This window comes from Ralstonia sp. UBA689 (genome assembly GCF_002298975.1).
Lineage (GTDB): Bacteria > Pseudomonadota > Gammaproteobacteria > Burkholderiales > Burkholderiaceae > Ralstonia.
This window is the reverse complement of the sequence record NZ_DBMV01000045.1, coordinates 206,534-229,497: the sequence shown is the minus strand read 5'-3', so window position 1 is coordinate 229,497 and position 22,964 is coordinate 206,534. Positions and strand designations below refer to the sequence as shown.

Annotated in this window: 26 protein-coding genes; 15 read left to right on the top strand and 11 right to left on the bottom strand. The window is 66.1% G+C overall.

Annotation, left to right across the window (positions count from 1 at the left end; translation table 11 throughout):
- Positions 1–123: 123 nt before the first annotated feature.
- Together B4F51_RS22960 and B4F51_RS22955 are read right to left on the bottom strand one after the other, a co-directional pair.
- Positions 124–678, bottom strand: coding sequence for an NADPH-dependent FMN reductase (locus B4F51_RS22960; RefSeq protein ID WP_296229055.1), 555 nt, complete (start codon positions 676–678; stop codon positions 124–126).
- Between the two features lie 68 nt (positions 679–746).
- Positions 747–1,967, bottom strand: a complete 1,221-nt coding sequence (locus B4F51_RS22955) for a cation:proton antiporter (protein WP_296229054.1) — start codon at positions 1,965–1,967, stop codon at positions 747–749.
- Positions 1,968–2,226: 259 nt separating this feature from the next.
- On the opposite strand from B4F51_RS22955, the gene B4F51_RS22950 reads away from it, so the two are divergent.
- From B4F51_RS22950 to B4F51_RS22900, 11 genes are all read left to right on the top strand, one after another.
- Entirely contained in the window at positions 2,227–2,991 is a 765-nt protein-coding gene (locus B4F51_RS22950; RefSeq protein WP_296229053.1) for a CoA transferase subunit A, read from the top strand.
- Positions 2,992–3,023: 32 nt separating this feature from the next.
- Positions 3,024–3,698, top strand: coding sequence for a 3-oxoacid CoA-transferase subunit B (locus B4F51_RS22945; RefSeq protein ID WP_296229052.1), 675 nt, complete (start codon positions 3,024–3,026; stop codon positions 3,696–3,698).
- A 16-nt stretch (positions 3,699–3,714) separates the two neighbouring features.
- Positions 3,715–4,347 (top strand): 2-hydroxychromene-2-carboxylate isomerase, encoded by a 633-nt coding sequence (locus B4F51_RS22940; RefSeq protein ID WP_296229051.1) that lies wholly within the window; start codon positions 3,715–3,717, stop codon positions 4,345–4,347.
- Positions 4,340–5,044 (top strand): Crp/Fnr family transcriptional regulator, encoded by a 705-nt coding sequence (locus B4F51_RS22935; RefSeq protein WP_296229050.1) that lies wholly within the window; start codon positions 4,340–4,342, stop codon positions 5,042–5,044. Before B4F51_RS22940 ends, B4F51_RS22935 begins: the two co-directional genes overlap by 8 nt.
- Before the next feature lie 150 nt (positions 5,045–5,194).
- Positions 5,195–6,181, top strand: coding sequence for a 3-oxoacyl-[acyl-carrier-protein] synthase III C-terminal domain-containing protein (locus B4F51_RS22930; protein ID WP_296229049.1), 987 nt, complete (start codon positions 5,195–5,197; stop codon positions 6,179–6,181).
- Positions 6,178–7,191: an NAD-dependent epimerase/dehydratase family protein gene (locus B4F51_RS22925; RefSeq protein ID WP_296229048.1), complete on the top strand. Its 1,014-nt coding sequence runs from the start codon at positions 6,178–6,180 to the stop codon at positions 7,189–7,191. Before B4F51_RS22930 ends, B4F51_RS22925 begins: the two co-directional genes overlap by 4 nt.
- Positions 7,169–7,975 carry an MBL fold metallo-hydrolase gene (locus tag B4F51_RS22920; RefSeq protein ID WP_296229047.1) on the top strand — a complete coding sequence of 269 codons (807 nt, stop codon included), beginning with the start codon at positions 7,169–7,171 and terminating at the stop codon, positions 7,973–7,975. The genes B4F51_RS22925 and B4F51_RS22920 overlap by 23 nt, the downstream gene beginning before the upstream one ends.
- The gene (locus B4F51_RS22915; protein WP_296229046.1) at positions 7,972–9,294 is read left to right on the top strand and encodes a F390 synthetase-related protein; all 1,323 of its coding nucleotides are present in this window, start codon (positions 7,972–7,974) and stop codon (positions 9,292–9,294) included. The genes B4F51_RS22920 and B4F51_RS22915 overlap by 4 nt, the downstream gene beginning before the upstream one ends.
- A complete protein-coding gene (locus B4F51_RS22910; RefSeq protein WP_296229045.1) occupies positions 9,291–9,914 on the top strand; it encodes a phosphatase PAP2 family protein in 624 nt (207 codons plus the stop codon). The genes B4F51_RS22915 and B4F51_RS22910 overlap by 4 nt, the downstream gene beginning before the upstream one ends.
- A complete protein-coding gene (locus B4F51_RS22905; RefSeq protein WP_296229044.1) occupies positions 9,911–11,041 on the top strand; it encodes a sterol desaturase family protein in 1,131 nt (376 codons plus the stop codon). The genes B4F51_RS22910 and B4F51_RS22905 overlap by 4 nt, the downstream gene beginning before the upstream one ends.
- A complete protein-coding gene (locus B4F51_RS22900; protein ID WP_296229043.1) occupies positions 11,025–12,119 on the top strand; it encodes an acyl-CoA desaturase in 1,095 nt (364 codons plus the stop codon). Before B4F51_RS22905 ends, B4F51_RS22900 begins: the two co-directional genes overlap by 17 nt.
- 14 nt (positions 12,120–12,133) lie before the next feature.
- On the opposite strand, the gene B4F51_RS22895 is transcribed toward B4F51_RS22900, so the two are convergent.
- From B4F51_RS22895 to B4F51_RS22885, 3 genes are all read right to left on the bottom strand, one after another.
- A complete protein-coding gene (locus B4F51_RS22895; RefSeq protein ID WP_296229042.1) occupies positions 12,134–13,087 on the bottom strand; it encodes an AEC family transporter in 954 nt (317 codons plus the stop codon).
- Positions 13,088–13,240: 153 nt separating this feature from the next.
- A complete protein-coding gene (locus tag B4F51_RS22890; RefSeq protein WP_296229041.1) occupies positions 13,241–14,125 on the bottom strand; it encodes a LysR family transcriptional regulator in 885 nt (294 codons plus the stop codon).
- Positions 14,126–14,181: 56 nt separating this feature from the next.
- A complete protein-coding gene (locus B4F51_RS22885; RefSeq protein WP_296229040.1) occupies positions 14,182–14,400 on the bottom strand; it encodes a hypothetical protein in 219 nt (72 codons plus the stop codon).
- Between the two features lie 25 nt (positions 14,401–14,425).
- Between B4F51_RS22885 and B4F51_RS22880 the strand changes: the two genes are divergently transcribed.
- Both B4F51_RS22880 and B4F51_RS22875 read left to right on the top strand, forming a co-directional pair.
- Entirely contained in the window at positions 14,426–15,145 is a 720-nt protein-coding gene (locus tag B4F51_RS22880) for an aminotransferase class I/II-fold pyridoxal phosphate-dependent enzyme (protein ID WP_296229039.1), read from the top strand.
- Entirely contained in the window at positions 15,114–15,326 is a 213-nt protein-coding gene (locus tag B4F51_RS22875; protein ID WP_296229038.1) for an aminotransferase class I/II-fold pyridoxal phosphate-dependent enzyme, read from the top strand. The genes B4F51_RS22880 and B4F51_RS22875 overlap by 32 nt, the downstream gene beginning before the upstream one ends.
- 75 nt (positions 15,327–15,401) lie before the next feature.
- Here the strand turns inward: B4F51_RS22875 and B4F51_RS22870 are convergent, their stop codons facing one another.
- From B4F51_RS22870 to B4F51_RS22855, 4 genes are all read right to left on the bottom strand, one after another.
- Positions 15,402–16,139 carry an aspartate/glutamate racemase family protein gene (locus tag B4F51_RS22870; protein ID WP_296229037.1) on the bottom strand — a complete coding sequence of 246 codons (738 nt, stop codon included), beginning with the start codon at positions 16,137–16,139 and terminating at the stop codon, positions 15,402–15,404.
- 22 nt (positions 16,140–16,161) lie between these two features.
- On the bottom strand, positions 16,162–17,577 hold the full coding sequence (gene hydA, locus B4F51_RS22865) for a dihydropyrimidinase (RefSeq protein WP_296229036.1): 1,416 nt from the start codon (positions 17,575–17,577) through the stop codon (positions 16,162–16,164).
- Between the two features lie 12 nt (positions 17,578–17,589).
- Positions 17,590–18,318, bottom strand: a complete 729-nt coding sequence (locus B4F51_RS22860) for a maleate cis-trans isomerase family protein (RefSeq protein WP_296229035.1) — start codon at positions 18,316–18,318, stop codon at positions 17,590–17,592.
- Between the two features lie 108 nt (positions 18,319–18,426).
- Complete coding sequence (locus tag B4F51_RS22855; RefSeq protein ID WP_296229034.1) at positions 18,427–19,728, bottom strand: MFS transporter; 1,302 nt, start codon at positions 19,726–19,728, stop codon at positions 18,427–18,429.
- A 266-nt stretch (positions 19,729–19,994) separates the two neighbouring features.
- On the opposite strand from B4F51_RS22855, the gene B4F51_RS22850 reads away from it, so the two are divergent.
- Both B4F51_RS22850 and B4F51_RS22845 read left to right on the top strand, forming a co-directional pair.
- The gene (locus B4F51_RS22850; protein WP_296229033.1) at positions 19,995–20,714 is read left to right on the top strand and encodes a GntR family transcriptional regulator; all 720 of its coding nucleotides are present in this window, start codon (positions 19,995–19,997) and stop codon (positions 20,712–20,714) included.
- A complete protein-coding gene (locus tag B4F51_RS22845) occupies positions 20,711–21,559 on the top strand; it encodes a fumarylacetoacetate hydrolase family protein (protein WP_296229032.1) in 849 nt (282 codons plus the stop codon). The genes B4F51_RS22850 and B4F51_RS22845 overlap by 4 nt, the downstream gene beginning before the upstream one ends.
- An 18-nt stretch (positions 21,560–21,577) precedes the next feature.
- Here the strand turns inward: B4F51_RS22845 and B4F51_RS22840 are convergent, their stop codons facing one another.
- Both B4F51_RS22840 and B4F51_RS22835 read right to left on the bottom strand, forming a co-directional pair.
- Complete coding sequence (locus B4F51_RS22840; protein WP_296229031.1) at positions 21,578–22,162, bottom strand: SCO family protein; 585 nt, start codon at positions 22,160–22,162, stop codon at positions 21,578–21,580.
- A complete protein-coding gene (locus B4F51_RS22835; RefSeq protein WP_296229030.1) occupies positions 22,159–22,950 on the bottom strand; it encodes a formylglycine-generating enzyme family protein in 792 nt (263 codons plus the stop codon). The genes B4F51_RS22840 and B4F51_RS22835 overlap by 4 nt, the downstream gene beginning before the upstream one ends.
- Positions 22,951–22,964: the final 14 nt, after the last annotated feature.

Genomic DNA, 22,964 nt, shown 5'->3' with positions numbered 1-22,964 from the left:
AGGCTGGCTCATCAGCGCCGCCGCTTTCCTGGCCTGAGACCCGCCTCGTCAGTAAAACGGCCGAGCAGGAGCCCCCTCCCTGCCCGGCCTTGAATACAAACCGATCGATTCGTCGGGCGCGCCTCAGGCGTTCCTCCCGCCCGCCCACTGGACGAATCGGTCGACAAACCCCTGCAGGAACTGGCGCGTTCGCGCCTCCGTCACCCCGCCCTGGGCATCGAAGGGCTCCCCCGCAAAGTGAAAGAACACCTCCGGCAACGGCACGATCTGCACGCCGACTGCCGAGAGCACGTTGCGCAATTGCGCCTGCGCCAGCGCCGTGCCGATCGCCCCTGGCGATGCCCCGGCAATGCCCGCGGGCTTGCCGCCCCACACGCTCTGGCCGTACGGCCGTGAACCCCAGTCAATGGCATTCTTCAGCACGCCCGGAATACCGCGGTTGTATTCCGGCGTGACGAACAGCAGAGCGTCCACGCCCGCCACCTCGGCCTTGAAGCGCTGAACGGCCTCGGGCAGGTTGCCGTCCAAATCCTGGTTGTACAGCGGCAGCTCGCCGATCTCGATCAACCTGGCCGTGGCCTCCGCCGGCAGCAGGCCGATCAGCGCGTTCGCCAATTGGCGGTTGAACGACGCCTTGCGCAGGCTGCCGACGATCACACCGATAGTCAGATTACTCATGTGGACTCCTCGCTCAAGAAACGGGTTGGGCAGGCGCGCCGACCGCCGCGCGGCCTCGGGTGGATTCGCTATTCTGCCTGGGCCGGTTCGGCCACCGCGGCACGCCTGTTCAGGCGGTCAATGATGCCGAACATCAGTGGATTGAGCAGGATCGACAAAATGGCCGCCGACAGCAGCAGGCCACGTGCACGCACTGGCAGGATCTCCAGACTGATACCCAAGCCGATCAGGATGAACGAAAACTCGCCGATCTGCGCGAGGCTGGCCGAGATCGTGAGCGCCGTCCGGTTGGCATGACCGAAGGCCCGCACCACCACAAAGGCTGCCAACGACTTGCCCGCGACCACGATCAGCACCGTGCCCAGCACCGCCCAGGGATCGTCGATCAGCACGCGCGGGTCAAACAGCATGCCCACCGACACGAAGAACAGCACCGCAAACGCATCGCGCAGTGGCAGCGATTCTTCCGCCGCGCGCTGGCTGAATTCGGATTCGGCCAGCACCATGCCCGCAAAAAACGCTCCCAGCGCAAACGACACGCCAAACAGCACCGTCGCCCCATAGGCCACGCCCAGCGCGGTGGCCAGCACGCCCAGGCGAAACAACTCTCGGCTGCCGGTCATGACAATGCGCTCAAGCATCCAGGGGATCACGCGGCGGCCCACCACCAGCATCAGCGCGGCAAACGCCACCACCTTGCCAAGCGTGATCGCCAGGACCTTGGCGATGTCCCATACGCTGACCGACGCGCTGCCGGCGCCGCCCAGCGCACCTGAGAGCGCCGGCAGCAATACCAGCGTCACCACCATCACCAGGTCTTCCACGATCAGCCAGCCGACTGCGATATGGCCTTCGTGCGTGTTGTCGATCCCCCGCTCTTCCAGCGCCTTGAGCAACACCACCGTGCTTGCCACCGACAACGCCAGTCCGAAAACGAAACCCGGCCCCCACCCCCAACCCAGCAGCCATGCCAGGACCATGCCCATCATCGTGGCCAGTGCAATCTGCCCGAGCGCGCCCGGAATGGCGATGGCCTTGACCGCCATCAGCTCCTTCATCGAGAAATGCAGCCCGACACCGAACATCAGCAGGATCACGCCCAGTTCTGCCAATTGCGGCGCCAGGCTCTGGTCAGCCACAAAACCTGGGGTGAACGGCCCTGCGATCACGCCCGCCACCAGATAGCCCACCAGCGGAGGCATGCGCAGCCGCTGCGCGATGGTGCCGAAGATGAAGGCCAGCACCAGGCCGCCGATGACGGTAGAGATAAGCGGGGTCTCGACGTGCATGCGTTCCGTGTGAAGTTCAGGCGTGTGGAATGGCGGGAGGGCGACCGGACAGGGCCTGGCCGGCCCTGGTGCGACAGCGGTGAGGCCGATTTGTTCAGTCGGCATCACCCAGGCAATGCCACAGAACTATACGGGATGCTCCCCCAGCAAACCCTGAGCAAATGTCATCCAGAAGACATCGGCAAGCCGAGCCCCCTCCTACACTGCGCCGCAAGCCGGGCCCGATACCCAACGGCGTTCGGCAACGACAGGAGACACCATGCGCTACGCCAACAAGGTTCTTTCCGTGGACGAGGCCATCCGACACGTCCGCAGCGGCAGCCGGCTGATGCTTGGCGAGTTCGTGGGCGCCGGCGAGCCGGCCTGCTGTATCGAGGCACTGCTCGCCAGCAACATCGGGCAGCTCACGCTCATCACCAACACGCCGGGGCTGCGCGGCGGCTTTCTCAAAGCCAAGCTGTTTGCCTCGGGCCAGTTGGCCGAGTTCATCGGCACGCACGTCGGCACCACCGATGAGTCGACGCAGGCTTACCTGACCGACAGCGTGCGTGTGACCGAGTTCTTCCCGATGGGCACCTGGGCCGAGAAGGTACGCGCCGGGGCCCTGGGCCTGGGCGGCGCGCTGGTGCCGGTGGGCGTGGGCATCCTCGACCAGCCAGGCATGTTTCCCGAGCGCGGCACGCCCAAGCCGACGATCACGGTGGACGGCCTCACGTGCTTTGTCGAGCCACCGCTGCGCGCCGACGTGTCGATCATCAAAGGCTGGCGCGCCGACATCTTCGGCAACGTGGAGTTTCGCGGCACGGCGCTGCAGAATCAGCGCGACATCGCCATGGCAGGCGACTACACCATCGTCGAGGTGAACGAGATCGTGGAGGTGGGCGAAATCCCGCCCGAGCGCGTGGGGTGCCCCGGCGTGTTCGTCAATGCAGTCGTGCAGGGGTTGTCGCTGGAAAACCAGCACGCGCTCTACAAGCAGCACTGGACCAAGCTCGGCCGCCTTCCCGCGTCTGCTGAAGCCTGATCGCCCCACATCGAAGCGCCAAGGAGACCACCATGCAAGCTCTGCCCGAAACGCCTAAGCACCGCATCGCCGCCCGCTGCGCGCAGGAATTGCGCGCGGGCGAAGTCGTCAACCTCGGCCTGGGCATCCCCACGCTCACGGCCAATTACCTGGACGCGGATGCCGGCGTCATCTTCCACACCGAGAACGGCGCGTTCGGCTTCGGCGGACGCCCGGCGCCGGACGCCATCGACAGCGATCTCACCAACGCCGGCTGCGAGCCGATCACGCTGCCTCCGGGCGCAGCCATCATGGATCTCGCCACATCGCTCGGTGCGATGCGCAACGGCTATCTCGACGTGACCATTCTCGGCGCCCTGCAGGTGGACGCCGAAGGCAACCTCGCCAACTGGGCGTGCCAGCGCAACGGCAAGTGGTGGCCCGGCATTGGCGGGGCGATGGACCTGTGCTATGGCACACGCAAGGTGATTGCCGCGCTGGCGCATACCGACAAGCACGGCAACTCGAAGATCCTGCCGCGCTGCACGCTGCCGCTCACGGGCAAGAGCTGCGTGAAAGTCATCGTCACGGAGCACGCCGTGTTCGACGTGACCGAGACGGGACTCGTGCTGCGCGAAATCCTCTCGCATGCGACACTCGACGACATCCGCGCCATGACCGCGGCGCCATTCACGCTGGCGCCGCTGCTGCAGATGCGCGCCGCCTGAGGCCTAAGGAACGCCCATGCCAGAGTCCACCGTCGATTGGTTCTTCGATCTCATCTCGCCGTTTGCCTATCTGCAACTGGAGCAGTTCGATGCGCTGCCCGCAGACATCGTCATTCGTCCGCGCCCGGCGGTGCTGGGCGCGATCCTGAGCCACTGGGGCCAGAAAGGCCCGGCCGAGATCTCGCCAAAGCGTGTATTCACGTACCGGCACGCGCTGTTCCGTGCGCAGCAACTGGGCATTCCGTTCCGCATGCCGCCCGCGCATCCGTTCAACCCGATCAAGGCGCTGCGGCTGACGATTGCCATGGGCGGCTCGTTGGAAGCGGTGCGCGCAGTGTTCCGGCACATCTGGCGCGATGGGCAGGATGTCAGCTCGCCCGAAGGCTTTGCCGCACTGTGCGAGGCCGTCGGCTTTCCGGAGGGCGTGACTGCCGTCGAACAGCCTGCTGTGAAGGACGCCCTGCGCCAGCACACCGATGCGGCCATCGCGCTCGGCGTGTTTGGTGTGCCCACGCTGGCGCACAACGGCGAGCTGTTCTGGGGAGAAGACGCCACCGCACTCTTCTTGCAATGCCTGCGCTCCGACTGGCTCACCACACCCGAGGCACTGCGCATAAGCAACCTGCCGGTGGGCATCCAGCGTGGCTGATCACGATACGAACGTGCGCCCCGGCATCAGCCGCGCACGGCTGGCGCACATCGCCGCGTGGTCGATCGACCTGCCCGCTGACGAGGCCGACCGCGCCTGCGCCGGTATCGTCGAGAAGACCTACGCACGCGGCACATGCATCTGCCCGAAGAACACGCTGCTGGAGAGCTGGACCGGCGTGGTCACGGGCCTCATCAAGATCGGCACGGTGTCGCCCGAAGGGCGCAGCGTCACGTTTACCGGCGTGCCGGCCGGCGGCTGGTTTGGCGAAGGGACGGTGCTCAAGAACGAGCCCCGCCGCTATGACATCGTCGCGCTGCGCGACACGCGCATGGCCTTCATGGAGCGCACCACCTTCATGTGGCTGGTGGAAAACAGCGTGGCCTTCAACCGCTTCCTGGTAAAGCAGCTCAATGAGCGCCTCGGCCACTTCATGGCGCTGCTCGAATACGATCGCCTGCTCGACGCCACACCTCGCCTGGCGCGCTGCATCGCGTCGCTGTTCAACCCGGTGCTCTACCCCGGCGCAGGCGACCACCTGGAGATCACGCAAGAAGAACTCGGCCTGCTCTCGGGCATGACACGGCAGGTGGCCAACCAATCGCTCAAGGCGTTGGAGAAGGACGGCGTGGTGCGTCTGGAATACGGTGGTGTGACGGTGGTCAACCTCGAGCGGCTGCGCGGCTACGGTGCCTGACGACCCAATATTTTTTAACGATCTTCACCGGGCAGCATGGCCCCCAACCGCTAGAATCGCGGCACAACAGACAAGATCATTACGCTGCGACTCGCCTGACCTGACGCAGCCGGAAGAGGAACAGGGCACGCACTCCACGCGCCCGCATCTATGCTGCCGATTCATCTGCTTTCCACCGGCAAGGCGCTGCCGGAACAACGGGTCACGTCTGCCGAACTGGACGCCCGCCTCGGCTACGCAGCCGGTTACGTGCGCAAGAAGTCGGGCATCGACGTACGCCACCACGCCACACTCGCCGAATATCAGACGGACCTGGCCGGCGCCGCCGTGAGCGATGCCCTGCGCCGCGCCGATGTGCCCGCCGCATCCATCGATCTGCTGATCTCCGCTTCGGGCGTGCAGGAGCAGGCGCTGCCCAACACCGCCGCGCGCATCCTGGAGCCTGCCGGGCTGCCGGCCGGCACGCCCGCCTTTGACGTCAATGCCAGTTGTCTGGGCTTCCTGGCCGCACTGCACGTGGCGGCCAGCCTGCTGGCAACGGGTACATACCGGCGCATTGCCGTGGTGGCCTCCGACCTCGCCTCGCGCGGCATCAACTGGGATGACGCCGAAACGGCGCTGATCTTTGGCGACGGCGCAGCAGCCGTGATCGTCGAAGCCGCGCCTGCTGCGTCCACCGCCGGCATCTACGCCTACCGCATGGAGACCTACCCGGCCGGCAAGACCTTCTGCGAGATCCGCGCAGGCGGCACGCGCCGCAACCCGCGCACCGGCGCGCACCCTGCCGACTATCTGTTCCACATGGATGGCAAGCGCGTGTTCAAGCTGGCCTCGCAACTGATGGACGGCTTTCTTGACCGCATGTTTGCGGGCAGCGGCTACACGCTGCGCGACATGCACGTTGTGGTGCCGCACCAGGCCAGCCACCTCGGCATGCAGCACCTGCGCAAACGTTTGGGCGTGCCCGAAGCCAGCTTGGTCGACATCTACGCGCAGCACGGCAACCAGGTGGCCGCGTCGATCCCCACCGCGCTGCATGAGGCGATGACCAGCCGGCGCATTGAACCCGGCCGCCCGGTGCTGCTGGTGGGCACGGCGGCGGGCCTGACGCTCGGCGGCATGGTGCTGACGACATGACGACACTGGTGACCGGCGCCACGGGCGGGCTGGGCCGCAATGCGGTTGATGCGCTGCTGGCGCAAGGCGCGCGCGTACGGGCCACCGGGCGCGATGCAGCGCAGCGCGAGGCTTTCCTTGCGCGCGGTGCCGATTACGTTCCAGCCGACCTTGCCCGCCTGAACCCAGCCGCGCTCGATACGCTGCTCGACGGCGTCGATACGGTCTGGCATTGCGCCGCGCTGTCGTCGCCGTGGGGCGCCTACGACGACTTCTATGCCGCCAACGTGCGTGCAACGGCGACGCTGGCCGAAGGTGCCGTGAAGCACGGCGTCCGGCGCTTCGTACATATCTCCACGCCGTCGATCTACTTCGACTACCAGCACCACGCCGATCTGCCCGAAACCTACCGCCCCGCCCGCTTCGCCAATCACTACGCGGCGACCAAGATGCTGGCGGAGGACGCGATTCAGAAGCAGGCCTCTGCGCAAGACACGACGCGCTTCATCATCCTGCGCCCGCGCGGGCTGTTCGGCCCGCATGACCGCGTGGTGCTGCCGCGCATCCTGCACCTGCTCAAGCTGCGCGGCGGCGTGCTGCCACTGCCCCGAGGCGGCGCCGCACGCATGGACCTGACCTATCTTGAAAACGTCGTGCACGCCATGCAATGCGCCACGTCGGCCGACGTGCCCTCCGGCGCCGCGTACAACATCACCAACCACGCTCCGGCCACGCTACGCGAACTGCTCGAACAGTTGCTCGGCCAGCAGCTCGACTTGCGCTACCGCATCCGCACCGTGCCGTATGCGGCCATGGCGGTAGGCGCCCGACTCATGGAAGCGGCCAGTGCCGTCACACATCGCGAGCCACTGCTCACGCGCTACAGCGCCGCCGCGCTGCACTACGACATGACGCTCGCCAACGACCGCGCGCGCACCGAACTCGGCTACACGCCGCCCATCGACATGGCCGAAGGCATCCGCCGCACAGCCCACTGGTTACGCGAACATGGCAACGTTGACGGTCTTTGAAGCCGGCTACTGCACGCATACCGCGTGCGTGGCCCTGCGCGGCGCGGGCCTGCGCACCTGCGCGTTTCCGGCGCGCGCGTGGCTGATCGAAACCACTGGCCGCCGCTGGTTGTGGGACACGGGCTACGCCTCGCACTTTCACGATCACACGCGCAGCGGTGTATTTGCGATCTATCGCAAGGTCACACCGGTGTACTTCGATGCGTCTGATTCGATGGTCGCGCAGCTTGCACAGCATGGCTTGCGGCCGGCCGACCTGGACGGGCTGATCGTCTCGCACTTTCATGGCGACCACGTCGCTGGTCTGCGCGACTTTCCCGACGTGCCCATCGTCTGCTCGGGCGAAGGCTGGATGCATCTGCGCGCGCTACGCGGCGTATCTGCGCTGCGGCGTGCCTTCGTACCAGGGCTGATTCCCGAAGACTTCGAAACGCGCACGCGCTTTGTCGAACAGTTCGAGCAGGTGGCGCTGCCGCCTGAGCTTGCGCCATTCACCTCGGCCTGGGCGCTGCCCGACAGCAACGGCAAGGTGCTGCTCGTGCCGCTGCCCGGGCACGCTGCCGGGCACCTGGGCGCGTTCGTGCGCACGAACGATGGCTGGGTGCTGCTGGCCGCGGATGCCGCTTGGTCACCGCTGAGCTATCGCGAACTACGCGGGCCATCGGTGCTCGCCTACACCATCATGGAAGACCGCCACGCGTACTTCGACACGCTGCGCAAGCTGCACGCGCTGAACGCCGGCGGCCACGTGCGCATTCTGCTCACCCACGAGGGCGCGCTGTGACGGCATTCCACCGCCTGCTGTGGTCGTACTGGCAGACGCGCCGGTTGCAGAGTCGTCTACAGCGAGCCAACCGTGCCGCGCTGGAAGCGCATCAACGGCACCAGATTGCGCGCTTCACGCAACGCGTACTCATGCGCAGCCCGTACTTCCGCCCGTTTGCATCGAAGCCGATGCAGGATTGGCCGCTGATGGACAAGGCCACGATGATGGCCAACTTCGACGCCATGAACACCGCCGGCCTGCGCCTGGACGACGTGCTGGCCTGCGCGCGCCGGGCCGAGCAGTCACGCGATTTCCGGCCGATGGTCGGGGCGCATTCGGTCGGCCTGTCGTCCGGCACGTCGGGCGGGCGCGGCGTGTTCGTGGTCAGCCCCGCCGAGCGCGCGCAGTGGGCCGGCATCCTGCTCGCCAAGCTGCTGCCGCGCGGCCTGCTGCATGGCGAGCGCGTCGCGCTGTTCCTGCGGGCCAACAACAATCTGTATACGGCGGTGCGCAACCCGTGGCTGACGTTTTCGTTCTTTGATCTGTTTGCGCCGTTCGATTCGCATCGGGCGCCGCTGGACGCCTTGCGGCCGACCATCATCGTAGGGCCAGCTCAGGTGCTGCGGGCGCTGGCGCTGGAGAAGCTCGCGGGCCGGCTGAGCATTGCGCCGGCGCAAGTGCTGTCCGGCGCCGAAGTGCTCGAACCGATGGACCGCGTCTTGCTGGAGCAGGCCTTCGGCAACGTCGGCGAGGTCTACCAAGCCACCGAGGGTTTCCTGGGCGCCACCTGCTCGCACGGCACGCTGCATCTGAACGAGGCTCACGTGCATATCGAACCGCAGTGGCTGGACGAGCGCCGCTTCGTGCCCATCGTCACGGACTTCACGCGCAGCACGCAGCCCATCGTGCGCTACCGGCTCGACGACATCCTGATCCGCCGCGACCCAGCGCTGCCACCCTGCCCCTGCCGCAACCCGGCGATGGCCATCGAACGCATCGAAGGCCGCTGCGACGACACGCTCATGCTGCCCGCACGCGACCGCGGCACCATCACGCTGTTTGCAGACGTGTGCTCGCGCGCGCTGGCCCAGGTGCTGCCGCTGCGGGCAGACTACCGCCTTGTACAGACGGATGCACGCACGCTGGCGCTCTCCATCAGCCCGACCGATGCCGACGTCGCGCAGGCATGCCGGGCCCACCTTGCCGAGATCTTCATGCGCCAGGGCGTCGACATGACACGTGTGACATGGCACCCCGCGCCGCAAGACATGAGCGCCGACTTCACCGCCAAGCGCCGCCGCATCGTCCGGCTTCCCTTCAAGGAAACGGCACGATGAACCCGCTCGCCACACGCCTGCGCCATATGGCGCTCGGCTGGTGCTCGGTCGGCCTCGTCTATGGCACATGCGGCGTGCTGCAGGGCGCTGGAACGATCGTGCCGGAAACCGCTTTGGACCGCGCCATTCCGTTCAGCGCGTCGGGCATCTGGCTGTACCTGTCGTTCTTTGCGCTGGTGCCGCTGGCCTATCTGCTGGCCGATGCGCGGCGGCTGCCGTGGCTGGAGCGCGCCATGCAGATGAGCGCCCTGGCGAGCGGCGCGGTGTTCCTGCTGTGGCCGACCACGCTGCACTACCCACCGCTGGCCGATGCATCGCTGCCGGCCAGCGTGCAGCGCATGTTGATCGCCATGGATTCGAGCCAGAACTGCCTGCCTTCACTACATGGTGCCCTCACGCTGCTTTCCGTCTGGGCGCTGGCCGATGCGCGCAAGCCGCTGCGCTCGCTGCTGGCAGCGGCATGGGGACTCGGCGTTCTGTACGCGACCATCCAGACGCGCCGGCACGTTGCGCTCGACCTGTCCGCCGGCGTGGCCGTGGGCGTGCTGTGCGGCGTGGCCGCCAGTCAATGGTTGGCGCGGCGTGCCCGAACACTTTCGATCGAACCGATATCGACATGAATGCATTCGCCCTGCCGTTGGCCTTGATGCTCGGCTGCGTGCTGCTGGAACTGGCCGCGCTCAAATGGTGGCGCGGCCAGCCGCTGCCGTGGCGCGACGTCATCCTCAACCTGAACTCGGGCCATGTGCTGATGTGGCTGTGCCGCGGATTGGAAGTCGCCGGCTTCACCTGGCTGTACGCCAATGCCAGCCGGCACTGGGTGGACAACTGGCACCCCATCGTCGGATGGGCGTTTGCCTTCGTCGCGTGGGACCTGGGTTTCTATTGGCTGCACCGCATGCACCATCGGTTCGGCTTTCTGTGGGCCGTCCACGCCGTGCATCACGAAGGCAAGCATTTCAACCTGTCGCTGGGCGTGCGCAACGCGTGGCTGTCGTCGCTGACCTCGCTGCCGTTCTTTGTGCCGCTGGCACTGCTGGGCGTGACGCCCGAGATGTTCGTGATGGTGTCAGGGTTTCATTACTCCGTGCAGTTCTACAACCACTGCGGGCTGGTCGGCAGCTCGGGCGTGCTGGACCACGTCATGGTCACGCCCGCCAACCACCGCGTGCACCACGGCTGCAACCCGGAATACATCGACCGCAATTTCGGCGGCACGCTGCTCCTGTGGGACAAGCTGTTCGGCACCTACCAGCGTGCGCTGCCCGACGTGCCGATCCGCTATGGCGTGCACAAGCCCACGCACAGCGACAATCCGTTCTGGGCCAACATCGTGCCGACGCTGCAGTGGCTGGGCCTGCGCACCCCGCACCTGCAGCGCGATGCGCGTGCCACCCCCGCCGGCTGGATCGCCACCGGCGGCGTGCTGTTGTTTGGCGTGGTGATCAACTACGTGCGCACCGATGGCCTGTGGCCCGGCCATTGGCAGGCCGTGTGGTTCGCGCTCATTCTGCTGCTCACGCTCGCGCTGGGGGGGCTGTCGGATGGGCGCACCTGGGGTCGCTGGCTGTGGCCGCTGCTGGCGCTCGCGTTGCCCGTGCTGATGACCGGCCTATGCGACGCGGGCGATGCGTTGTCCGATACGCTGGCCGTCGCGCTGGGTGCGCATGGCCTCGTCTGCGGGTTGTGGCACGTGCTGCGCGCAGATGCATCTCTGCCTTCTCCACCTCATGCCGAATCTCAGTAAGCTCCGCCATGCTTCGCCGCGTTCGTCGTCGCTGGCCGATGATCTGCGCAGCGCTGCGCACGACCACCTGCAGGCGCACGGCGACCATCGCTTCGCCGACATCGGCATGCTCGCCAAAGGCCTCTTTCTGGCCGCCTGCACCGCGCTGCTCTACACCGCCATGGTCACGGCGACGAGCGAGCTCACCTTCGTGCTGGCCTATCTCGCCTTCCCGTTCCTCGCAATGATGGTGGCGATGAATGTGCTGCACGACGGCGCGCACCGGGCACTCTCGCCTTGGCCGTGGTTCGACCGCGCGATGATCCGCCTGATCGCCATCCCGCTCGGCATCGAACCCGCCTACTGGACCGTACGCCACGTGCACTACCACCACGCGCATGCCAACGTGGAGCACTACGACCTCGACACCGCCGCCAACCGCTTCCTGCGGCAGACGCCGTTCCAGCCGTGGTATCCGCAGTTCCGCTACCAGCATCGCTACTGGCCGTTAATCGCCGCGCTGTCGTTGCCGTATATCAACTGGATCTACGACTGGTCGGACCGCTTCGGGCTCACGCCTCTCAAGACGGATCGCGTGCTGCCCGGCCTGCGCGGCTGGCTGACCTTCCTGGGCGCGAAGGCCGCGCACTTCGCGGTGGCGGTGGTGGTGCCGGCCTGGGTGGCACACCGGCTCGGCCTCGGCTGGAGCTGGGTGGCGTTCGGTTACTTTGTGGGCCAGATGCTGGCGTCGTGCGTGCTGGTGGCGTTGATCCTGGGCACGCACTGGGCTGACGTGACGTTCTATCTGCCGCCTGAATCAGGCCAGTTGCCGCACACGTGGCACGAGCATGCGTTTCACACGGCGTGCGATTGGCAGCCGCAACCAGCGTGGATCGGCTACTGGCTCGGCGGCCTCAACTGGCACCTGACGCATCACCTGTTTCCGACCTACAGCCATCGGCACTATCCCGCGCTGGCGGCGCGCGTGGCAGACATCGCCCGCGCGCATGGGCTGGATTACCGCACGCTCACCTATCCGGAACTGCTGACCGCGCAGCAGACTTTCCTGCGCGCGATGGGTGAGCGCCCGGCGGCGTGATCCGCATCCGGTGCTCACAATGCCGAGATCAACCTCTGCGGCAAACCCGGCGTTAGCACCAGCGCCGTCATCACGGCAGGCATGGCCGCAGCGGCCAACACGGTCTGCGCTGCCGTGATCCCCGCCATGAGCGAGGCATCGCCGCCAAGCTGGCGCGCCATGATGTAGGACGACGAAGCCGTGGGCAGCGCCTGAAACAGCAATGCCACCATCAGCGCAGCGTCGGTCAGCCCGATGGCATGGCCGACGACGAGCGTCAGCACAGGCATGGCCAGGAACTTGACGGCCGACGACACGAAGACCGGCTGCGCCCAGGAGCGTACGCCCTCGAAGTTCAACGCAGCGCCCACGCATAGCAGACCGAGCGGCATGGAGGCCGCGCCAAGCGCGCGCACCGCCGGTTCGATCACGGCAGGCACGTGCAGGCCGGCGGCTTGCATGGCGATCCCGATCACGCAGGCCACCACGAGCGGGTTCGTCATGATCTGCCGCGCCAGCGCCCTGCCGCTCAGCCGCACCGAGCCGTAACGCGCAAACACCAGCACACACAGCAAGTTGACGGTGGGCACGATGGCCGCATTGCACACCGCCGCCAGCGCGATGCCCTTGGCGCCGTAAAGCCCGGCGGCGAGCGACACGCCCACGTAATTGTTGAAGCGCACCGCGCCCTGGAACACCGATGTGAATCCGGCGCCGTCCACACGCATCCACGGCCGGGCCAGCACCAGCGCCACCGCCACCAGCACCGTCGCGCCGATCAACGTGCCCGCCAGCGGGAGCACCGGCAACGTCTGCATCTTGGCGCTCGCCAGCCCGTGCATGAACAGGGCGGGCAGCAGGACGTAGTAGCAGAGCCGCTCCGCTTGCGGCCAGAAGGCCTCTGCGATGAAGGTGGTGCGCTTGAGCCCTTGGCCGAGCGCAACCAGGAGGGCGACCGGCGCCAGTGCCAGCAGGATCGCGGCGGTCATGAGCGTGCTCCCGTGCAACGGGCCGCGCGCATGGCGGATAGGACGAGGGGAAATCTGCAGGACAGCATGACGATGCTCGGCAAGAACAGGAAACTGGAACACCGCCAAGCTATCACGCCGTGACAGCAGCAATAATTATGATTTATCGTCCAATCAACGAGAAATTCTCATAGCAGAAGCGACAACCGCATCGGCCAGCGCCTGCGTAAAACGCTGCGCCGGACGCGACTGATGTTCCAGCAGCACCACCGCCCGGTGCAGTTGCGGCTGACCGAAAGGCAAGCGAGCAAGCGGCGGCAGTTGGGTCAGCACCGAATCGGATAGCGCCACCACGGCGGCGCCCAGACCACTCGCCACCATGCGCACGATGGTGTCCTTGTTGTCGAGCACCATCTCCTCGCGCACCCGTACGCCCAGCCGCTGCAACTCCGCGGCGATCATCCGGCCCGCCCACGCCTGGGCGTCAAAGCGGATGAACGGCAACTCGGTGAGCAGCGTACGCGCGTCCTGCTCCGCATACTGCGGCGGGGCCAGCAGCCAGAAGCGGTCTTCATACAGGGTGGACCAGACAAGCTCCGCCGGGTGCGGCCTGACCGGCTGCGAGGTGATCGCGGCATCCAGCTCGCCATCGGCAACCCGTTGCGCAAGCTCGGCGGACAGCCCCGCCGCCACGTGCACGCGCAACCCCGGGTGATCGTGCCGCAGGGTCAGTAGCGCATTGGGCAGCGGCCCGGACAGCGCGGTCTGGATGGCGCCGATGCGCAGCCGGCCGACCAATGCGCGCTCGTCACTGAGCGCATCGGGAATCCGGTCGTACAAGGCCAGGATCTGCTCGGCCTGGGCCAGCACGATGCGGCCGGCCTCCGTCAGTGCGGGCTCGCGGCGCGAGCGGTCGAACAGGCGGACGTTGAACTCTTCCTCCAGCGACTTGACCTGCAGGCTGACGGCGGATTGCGTGAGCCCAACGGCTTCGCCAGCGCGGGCGAACGTCCGGTGGCGGGCGATGGCGACGAGCGTTCTCAGTGCGCGGAGGGACATGGCGAAGCAGCGGTTTCGATCAGAAAGAAAGATTGCATCGTATCTGGCCAGGCGCGTTACCGACGCAGCTTGATGGCCTGAGCCTGACGCCACAGCGCCGCCGCGGCCGGCGACAGGCGGCCCTGATTCAGGCAGGCCAGCCCCACGCGCCGCGACGTGCGCGGCGTGATCCTGCGGACCACCACGCCGGCATGATCCTCCGGCAACGCCAGCGACGCCACCACCGAGACCCCCTGGCCGCGCGATAACGGCCTGATCTTTACGCCAGCGGACATCAGCGTTGGCGGCGGCGGCAAACAGGTGATCTACCAGGCGTTCCCGGCAACGTTGAACCGCGGCGACGAAGTCCTGATTCCGGCGCCGTACTGGGCGTCGTACGCCGACATCGTCACCATGAACGGCGGCACGCTTCGGCCGCTGCTCACATCGCCCGAGACGGGCTACGCGCTTGCGCCCGAAACGCTCGACGCGGCCATCACGCTGCGGACCAAGTGGTTCGTGCTGAACTCACCCAGCAACCCGAGCGGCACGGCCTACACGGCCGACCAGTTGCGGCAATTTGCCGACGTGCTGCGCCGCAGTGCCAATCAGCGTTTCTTCATCCTCGTGGATGACATCTACGAGCACATCCTGTTCGATGGGCGCCGCGCTGCCACGCTGGCAGCGGTGGCGCCAGACCTTGCGCCGCGCATCCTGACGGTGAACGGCGTATCCAAGGCTTACTCGATGACGGGCTGGCGCGTGGGCTACGCCTGCGGGCCGCGCCCCCTGATCGAGGCGATGACCAAGATCCAGATGCAGATCAACTCGCATACGTCTTCCATCTCGCAGGCGGCGGCGGTTGCCGCGCTGGACGGGCCACAGAAAGAGGTCGCGCGCCGCTGCGGCATCTTCCAGGCCCGGCGGGATTTGCTCTTGCAGCGCTTTGCCGCCATCGATGGGCTGCAGACTCCCACGCCGGAAGGCGCCTTCTATCTTTTTTCCCGACGTGCGGGCCTTCATCGGGCGCAAGGCACCTGACGGCAGCGCGATCAACGACGATGTTGCGCTGGCTGCCTACCTGCTGGACCAAGGTGTGGCCGTCGTGCCCGGATCGGGCTTCGGCATGGCCGGCTTCATGCGGCTGTCCTATGCCACATCGGATGCACAGCTTGCGCTTGCTGCCGACCGGATGGAGGCGGCGCTAGGAGGGCTGCACTGAAGCCTCGGGGAAGTCAGCACGCCGGTCTCCGCGCAGGAGAACCGGCAGCGCCAAGAACAAAAGACAGTCTCGCGTTCAGGCCAGCAACGCAGACAACGCAGGCGGCAGGCCACGGCTTGCCTTGCGCGGCGGACGCGCAAAGCTTCCTTCGGTCGGGCCCTTCGGCGCCAGCGCGATCAGACTCTCGCAATGTCGGATTGCACTGGAGACGCCGTCGACCACTGGCACGGGGATGCGGTCCTTGAGCGTGCGTGCCAGCCCCGCTAGCGGGGCACCGGCCACGATGATGACGTCGGCGCCATCCTCGCGCACGGCTTGCAAGCTGAGTTCTTCCAACCGTGCCGCGTGGTCTTCCTGCACGCTACCGATGTCGCGCAGCGGCTGCTGCAACGAACGCACGCTTGCCAGCCGCGCAGACAACCCATTGGCAGCCACGCACTCGCGATACCACGCTTCAATGCGATGCGAGATCGCGATGATGGAAAAGCGCTGACCCAGCAAACACGCGCTGGCCAGTGCCGCCTCCGTCATGCCGACCACCGGCACATCGCACAGCTCCTTGATGCCGGCCAGGCCGGGATCACCAAACGCCGCTACGACCACGCCGTCGAACTGGCCATGGTGCTCCGCCACCACGCAAGCTGTGGCGTAGCCGCCTACCAGCGCCTCGAAGCGCGTTTCGATGTAGGCCACGCCAAACGGTGCCGTCGCCATAGTGAGTGCGGTGCCCGGGGAGACGGAGCGCTGCGCCTCTGCATGGATCAGCTCTGTCACGCTCTCGGAGATGTTGGGATTGACGACCAGAATACGCATGATGAGCCTCTGAAAGCCTCGCTCAAACCAAAGATGGCGCGCCCGCCACCAGGAACTGCCCACGCCCGGGTGCCGGCTCCAGGTATTGACCATCTTCAACCAGCATCTCGCCGCGCGAGAAACAGTGCACCGGCCAGCCGGTCACTTCGATACCTTCATACGGCGTGTAGTCCACTGCGTGATGCAACGCGCTGTTGGTAATGCGCACGCGGCGCGCCGGGTCCCACAGGGCGATGTCGGCGTCGGCCCCCACGGCAATGGTGCCCTTGCGCGGGTACAGGCCATACAGCCGCGCCGGACGATATGACGTCAACTCCACGAATTGATGCAGCGACAGCTTGCCGCGCGCAATGCCATCAAACAGCAGCGGCAGGCGCGTTTCGATGCCGGGCACACCATTGGGAATGTGATCGAACGGCTGCGCCTGGCCGCCAAGCTTCTTGCCCTGCGGGTCGTCGTAGTTGAACGGCGCGTGGTCGGAAGAGAACACACTGAACACGCCACCGGCCAGCGCACGCCACACCGCCGCCTGGTTCTCGGGGTCGCGGGGCGGCGGGCTGCAGACGCACTTGGCGCCTTCGTAGCCATCGTCGCCGTGCAGGCCCATGTTTTCTGCCGTCAGGTAAAGGTACTGCGGGCAGGTCTCGGCCAGAATCTGCAGGCCCCGGCCTTGCGCCCAGCGGATCTGCTCGATCGCCTCCTTGCCCGACACGTGCACAATCAGGATCGGCACATCCACCAGTTCGGCAAAGGTGATGGCGCGGTGTGTGGCTTCGCGCTCCACGGCGGCCGGGCGCGCAAAACCATGGAAGCGCGGCGAGATGCGGCCCTCGCCCACCAGCTTCTCGGTCAGCCATGAGATGCAGTCGGCGTTTTCCGCGTGCACCATCACCAGCGCGTTGTTTTGCCTGGCCACCTCGAGCACCGCCAGCATTTCGCGATCGGACAGCTTCAGGTCGTCATAGGTCATGTAGACCTTGAACGAGGTGTAGCCCTGGCGGATCAGCTCGGGCAACTCGTGCCGCAATACCTCGGGCGTCGGGTCGGCAACGATCAGGTGGAAGCCGTAATCAGCCACCGCGCGGCCTTCCGCGCGGCGGTGATAGTCGGCTACGGCAGCCTTGAGCGAGCCGCCTTTTTCCTGCGCGGCAAACGGAATGACGGTGGTCGTGCCACCGCAGACGGCCGCGCGCGTGCCGGTGAAGAAGTCATCGGCCATGCGCAAGCCGTCGGGCATGGGCTGATCGAGGTGGCAATGACCGTCGACGCCTCCGGGCAGTGCCAACAGGCCGCTGGCATCAACTTCGCGCGCGCCGCGCTGCAAGCCGTTGCCAAGCACGGCGATGCGTCCATCGCGCACGCCGATGTCGCACGTAAAGCGGTCAGAGGCGGTGACCACATCCGCGTTGCGGATCACCAGATCGAGTTCAGTGGACATGCAGGCACTCCTTCAGGCGACTTCGGCAAACAGTCGGCCCCAGCCACGCAGCGCGGTGGTGTCTACGCCGGCCAGCCGCAGCGATTTCCACACCACGGTCGAGATCGTGTCGTAGACGGGGATGCCCGTCTCTGCTTCCAGTTCTTCAACGAGATGGGCTGCGCGCAGGTTGGTGCAGAACGTGGTGATGGCTGCCGGCTTGTGCTGCGCCACCTCGCGCACCATGGCGCGGATGGTGTCTTCGTTCACGTCGGCAAAGCTGTGGTTGACGTGCAGGTCCAGGTGCCGCTCGGCCACGCAGCGGAAACTGTGGCGGGCGTAGTTCTGCACGATGCGCTGCTGCACGTCGTCCAGGTACGGCGTGACCAGGCCGAAGTCGCGCGCACCCGTCTTGGCGAGTATCTCGTTGAGCGCCAGCACCGACGTGGTGGCCGGAATACCGGTCGCCTCTGTGATCTGGCGGCACAGCGCCTCGTCCTTCTCAAAGCCGAGCCAGCCGGACGACGTGCCGTTCCAGGCAATCACGTCGACACGCGCGTCGGCCAGCAGCGTGGCCGCGTTGAGGATCTTGTCCAGATCGAATTGCCCCAGCGCCTGATCGCGCAACGAGATTTCCGTCACGGTAAAGCGCGAGAAATGCGCGCTGACATTGGGCAGGCCGCTCACCATGGCGCTGGTGATGGGCTCCAACGCCGTGTTGGACGACGGCGTGAGCATGCCGAGCAGAGTACGTTTGGTCATGGGAATCGTCTTCGTGGTTGGCATGGCCCTGGCGCGCGGAATGCCCTGCGCCGGGCCTTGCTCGTGAATATGTTGTTCAGCGGGAAGAATCGCGAGGCATCGCGTTGCTCAGATCGGCAGCTTCTTGCCGTAGTCGATCAGCAGCGCGGAGCAGATGAACAGGCCAACACCGGCGGCGGCAAACAGCGTCAGCGCCATGTCATACGAGCCGGTGGCCTGCACGATCACACCCACGATGATGGGCATGCCGATACCGGCCACGTTGCCGCCCAGGTTCATCGTGCCGCCCAGGAAGCCAACGCGGTTGCGTGTGCCCAGGATGGACGGGATGCACCAGAACAGACCGCACCAGCGCAGGAAGAACAACGTGATCGACAGCAACAACACCACGACAGCCGGGTCTTTGATGCGCGCCACGGCATAGATGGCAACGGTGGCGAGCACCGAGGCAATGCCGAACAGCGTACGCAGCACCTTGGCCTGCGATGCACCGGCGGCCTTCCACTTGTCGGCAATCCAGCCACCCACCATCTCCCCCACGAAGCCGGCGAAGAACATGGTGAACACCGCACCGCCCATCTGCTTGATGTCCAGGCCGTGTACCTTCGACAGATACGTCGGCATCCAGGTCAGCAGGCCGTAGAACAGCGCGTTAAAGCACATCCAGCCGAAGAACATGCCCCACACCGAGCGGTACTTGAAGAAGTCCAGCACGTTGCCGCTCACGTTGGCGGGCTCGGCGGCGTGGTCGGCGGCGTGCGCAGCCTCGATGTAGGCGGCTTCGGCCTCGTTGACCGCCGGATGCTGGCGCGGGTGATTGCGGATGTACGACCAGGCAAAGAAGCCCGCCACCATGGTGCCGACACCGGCCACCACGAACGAGGTGCGCCAGGATTCGAACTCGGTGATCAGGCCCGCGATGATGAGCGCGCCCAATGCCGCGCCCAGCGGCGCACCACCGTCGAGCAGCGTCGCACCGCGGCCGCGCTCGTTCTGCGTCATCCAGATGGCGTTGAGCTTGCCGCCGGCCGGATAGATCGGGCCTTCCGCAGCGCCGAGGCCCAGACGCGTGATGAGCAGCGGCACCCAGCCGGTACAGACCGCCGCAATCGCCTGGAAGAAGCCCCAGCCCAGCGTGGCGCCGGCAATCACGACACGTGGGCCGAAGCGATCAGCCAGCATGCCGCCCGGGATCTGCATGAAGGCGTAGGTCCAGAAGAACGAACTCAGCAGCAGGCCTTGCACCGCCGGACCGATGTTGAACTCCTTGGCGATCAGCGGCATCGCCACCGACAGCGATGCGCGGTCGACGTAGTTGATGGAGATCAGCATCAACATCATCAAAAAGATCTTCCAGCGCACGGAGCTCTTCGTCTCCGTTAGCGCCACGGCCTGGCTTGCGGTTTCCATTACGCAGTCTCCTTGGTCGCTCCTGAGGCCGCTTCGAGAAGCGTGTCAGACGGCCCCGGCTGATCGCCAGTTTGCCGCAGACGCCGCTTGTCGAAACGACCTCCTGAGGTGGTTTGATTGATATGTGTTGCGCAACGTGACCGAGTATAGGATACGTAATCTGTAATTACAACATATGTAAGTCATTGATTTTTATATATTCACAATGCACAATCTTGGCGTGTGATAGCCTTTTATGGTGCATCTTCCCCATCTTGGTGACGTCTGTGACTCAACCGCTGCTCAAATCCACGCGCTTGCGCACGCTCGGCATGTCGGCCGAAATCGCCACGCGCCTGCGCACCCTCATTGAAGAGGGCGAACTGCCACCCGGCGCCCGCATCGACGAGCGCGCCTTCTGCGAGATGTTCGACGTCTCCAAGACCCCGCTGCGCGAGGCGCTCAAGGTGCTGGTGGCCGAGGGCCTGGTGCTGCATCGGCAGTACATCGGCTACCGCGTGGCTCCGCTCGATCTTGATGAGTTGCGCGCCACCTTCGAAACCTTGCACGGGCTGGAATTCACCGCCGGCGAACTGGCGGCGGCGCGCCTGTCCGAGGTGGCCATGGCGCGTCTGGAGCGCAAGCACCAGACCATGCTGGATGCGCACGCGGCGGGACGGCGCACGGAGTACTTCCGCGTCAACCAGGAGATTCACCAGCTCATCATTGACGGCGCGGCCAACCCGGTGCTGGCCGGCATCTACGCGACGCTGATGAGCAAGGTGCACCGCGCACGTGGCGCCGCCAACGCCGACATGCTGCGCTGGCAGGAATCGCACCAAGAACACGAAGCCATCATGGCCGCCCTGCGCGAACCTGGCCGCCCGCGCTTGGCGCAGGTGCTGCGCCAGCACTCCGAGAACACCGCCAAGGAAGTGTTGAGCGTGGTCGCACGCAGCCTGGCCGAACCGGCCCAGACCAAGAACGCAACCAAGGGAAACCGATGAAACTTGTCCGTGTGGGCCAACCGGGGGCGGAACGCCCGGGGTTGATCGACGTGCAGGGGCGCGTGCGCGACCTCTCCGGCGTGCTGAGCGATCTGGGGCCGCAGCAGTTGTCCGACGCCGCGCTGGCCCAACTGGCGCGAGTGGATGTGGCCGCGTTGCCGGTCGTGCCGGACGCGCGCTTTGGCGTGCCGTGGAGCGGCATCGGCAAGATCATCGCCATCGGCCTGAACTATGCCGACCACGCCGCCGAAGCCGGCATGGCACCGCCGGCCGAACCCATCGTCTTTCTCAAGGCCAACAGCGCGTTGAACGGCCCCAACGATGCCGTCATGCTGCCGCGCGGCTCTGAGAAAACCGACTGGGAAGTCGAGCTGGGGGTGGTGATCGGCAAGACCGCGCGCGACGTCTCACATGAAGAGGCGCTCTCGCACGTGGCGGGCTATTGCGTGGTCAATGACGTTTCTGAACGCGAGTTCCAGCTTGAACTCGGCGGCACCTGGGACAAGGGCAAGGGTTGCGACACCTTCTGCCCCGTCGGCCCGTGGCTCGTCACGCGCGACGAGGTGCCCGATCCGCAGGCGCTCGGCCTTTGGCTGGAAGTCAACGGCGAGCATGTGCAGAAGGGCAACACGGCGACCATGGTGTTTGGCGTAGCCCACCTTGTGAGCTACGTCAGCCGCTTCATGACGCTGCACCCCGGCGACCTGATCTGCACCGGTACGCCGCCAGGCGTGGGCATGGGCTTCAAGCCTCCGCGTTATCTCAAGGCCGGCGACACCATGCGCCTGGGTGTGGATGGCCTTGGCGTGCAAACTCAACAGGTGGTGGCGTACGCCAAGCTATGAAGCGTTGACCAAGCCAGCTCAGTGCTGGACGGCCACCTGTTTGCGCATGGCCTCGACCAGTTTCGGGTCGACCGCGCCCAGCGTGTTGGTGCGGGCATTGATCCGCCCTTCCGCATCCAGCAGCAGGATGGTGCTGGAATGATTGAAGTCGCCGTCTGCCAGGCGCCGGTACTGGATACCCAGCAACGCGGCAACAGAACGCGTGCCACGGCTGTCCGCACGGGCCAGTTGCCAACGATCATCTGCGCCGTGGTCGGCGGCGGTCTTCTTGAGCACAGCAACGGAATCGCGTTCAGGATCGACTGTGATCATCACGACCCGCACACCGTCTTGCGCAGGCTTGCCGCCCTTGGCCAGCGTGGCGCGGATGGTCTCGAAGATCATCGGGCACACCATCTGGCACGACGAGTAGAACATGCTGATGAGCACGGGCTCACCACGCAGGTCGGCCAGATGGAAGACGCGGCCGTTCTGGTCGGTCAGCGCCACGTCGGATTGATACAGGGAGCCGGACGCGAGCGGCGCTGCCGCATATGCGCCAGCAGCCGTTGCTGCCAGCAGCGTGGTCAGCAAGGCCCTGCGGATGAGGTTGAAAAGCGTCATGGATGGTCTCCATTGATGGATCGGGCGCAGCGGAAGCCCAGGCTGCCCGTGGAATCTGCGCCGCCGAGTGAGGACAGCAGCGCGACGCGCATCAGCACGGCATAGCTGTCGCGCCGCACGATGCTGATGGCGCCTGCGCCACAGAATTTCTGCTTATCGGGGTCGCCCTGCGTGCGGCTATCGCCAGCGATGAAAAGCGCGTTGAAGTCGTCGACCCATTCCCAGATCAGGCCGTGCAGGTCACGCACGCCGTGCACGTCCACCGGGCCGCCCACGGGTGGCAGCACACGCGCCGCCGGCCGCTCGTACCAGCCCAGAATGCGCTGCGCCCATTGCGGATCGTCGCGCGCGTCGGCGCGGGTGGCGTCAGCGGCTGCGGCGGATTCCCATTCCAGCCACGTCGGCAGGCGCGCGCCTTCGCTTTCGCAGTAAGCACGCGCGGCAAACCAGCTCACGCCCGTCACCGGGGCTTGCGGCAATGCCTGCGGATCTGGATGCTGCGCATCTGCCCAGTCGAGCAGGTAAGAAGGGCCCGCAAACACCTCGGGCACGCGGTCGCGACGCCAGGCTTCGTGGGTCTGCACGAAGGCCTGAAACTCTGCAATGGTGACAGGCGTGGTGCGCAGCTCGAACGGCTCGATGCGCACCCGCTGCGGCTGCCCCGGCGCATTCTGCGGCAGCACGCTGTCGAAGTCGCCGCCGGGCAGCCGAACATACGTGGCACCCTGCGCGATGGCGCTTGCCAGCGCCACCAGCACGGCTGCAATCTGCAAGGTCAGGCTGGGCATGGCGATCAGGCGAT